The 1,422-nt window shown below is 55.6% G+C and carries 1 rRNA gene (cut by a window edge); it reads right to left on the bottom strand.

The features are described from left to right. Positions 1 to 22 precede the first annotated feature (22 nt). Positions 23 to 1,422, bottom strand: a 23S ribosomal RNA gene (locus tag ACH4UK_RS36895) (it continues 1,822 nt past the right edge of the window).

Raw genomic sequence — 1,422 nt, 5'->3', positions numbered from 1 at the left:
AACACAGTGGACGCGAGCAACTGAGGACAAGCCCTCGGCCTATTAGTACCAGTCAGCTCCACCCCTTACAGGGCTTCCACATCTGGCCTATCAACCCAGTCGTCTACTGGGAGCCTTAACCCTTCAAGAGGGTGGGAATACTCATCTCGAAGCAGGCTTCCCGCTTAGATGCTTTCAGCGGTTATCCTTTCCGAACGTAGCCAACCAGCCATGCCCTTGGCAGGACAACTGGCACACCAGAGGTTCGTCCGTCCCGGTCCTCTCGTACTAGGGACAGCCCTTCTCAATATTCCTACGCGCACAGCGGATAGGGACCGAACTGTCTCACGACGTTCTAAACCCAGCTCGCGTACCGCTTTAATGGGCGAACAGCCCAACCCTTGGGACCGACTCCAGCCCCAGGATGCGACGAGCCGACATCGAGGTGCCAAACCATCCCGTCGATATGGACTCTTGGGGAAGATCAGCCTGTTATCCCCGGGGTACCTTTTATCCGTTGAGCGACAGCGCTTCCACAAGCCACTGCCGGATCACTAGTCCCGACTTTCGTCCCTGCTCGACCCGTCGGTCTCACAGTCAAGCTCCCTTGTGCACTTACACTCAACACCTGATTGCCAACCAGGCTGAGGGAACCTTTGGGCGCCTCCGTTACTCTTTAGGAGGCAACCGCCCCAGTTAAACTACCCATCAGACACTGTCCCTGATCCGGATCACGGACCCAGGTTAGACATCCAGCACGACCAGAGTGGTATTTCAACGACGACTCCACAACCACTGGCGTGGCCGCTTCAAAGTCTCCCACCTATCCTACACAAGCCGAACCGAACACCAATATCAAACTATAGTAAAGGTCCCGGGGTCTTTCCGTCCTGCTGCGCGAAACGAGCATCTTTACTCGTAGTGCAATTTCACCGGGCCTATGGTTGAGACAGTCGAGAAGTCGTTACGCCATTCGTGCAGGTCGGAACTTACCCGACAAGGAATTTCGCTACCTTAGGATGGTTATAGTTACCACCGCCGTTTACTGGCGCTTAAGTTCTCAGCTTCGCCACCCCGAAAGGCAGCTAACCGGTCCCCTTAACGTTCCAGCACCGGGCAGGCGTCAGTCCGTATACATCGCCTTACGGCTTCGCACGGACCTGTGTTTTTAGTAAACAGTCGCTTCTCGCTGGTCTCTGCGGCCACCCCCAGCTCAAGCAGCAAGTGCTATCACCAGTGATGGCCCCCCTTCTCCCGAAGTTACGGGGGCATTTTGCCGAGTTCCTTAACCATAGTTCACCCGAACGCCTCGGTATTCTCTACCTGACCACCTGAGTCGGTTTAGGGTACGGGCCGCCATGAAACTCGCTAGAGGCTTTTCTCGACAGCATAGGATCATCCACTTCACCACAATCGGCTCGGCATCAGGTCTCACCCTTAAGT

The organism is Streptomyces sp. NPDC020884 (assembly GCF_044333935.1).
Classification (GTDB): Bacteria; Actinomycetota; Actinomycetes; order Streptomycetales; family Streptomycetaceae; genus Streptomyces.
This window is presented reverse-complemented; position numbering and strand designations above follow the sequence as displayed.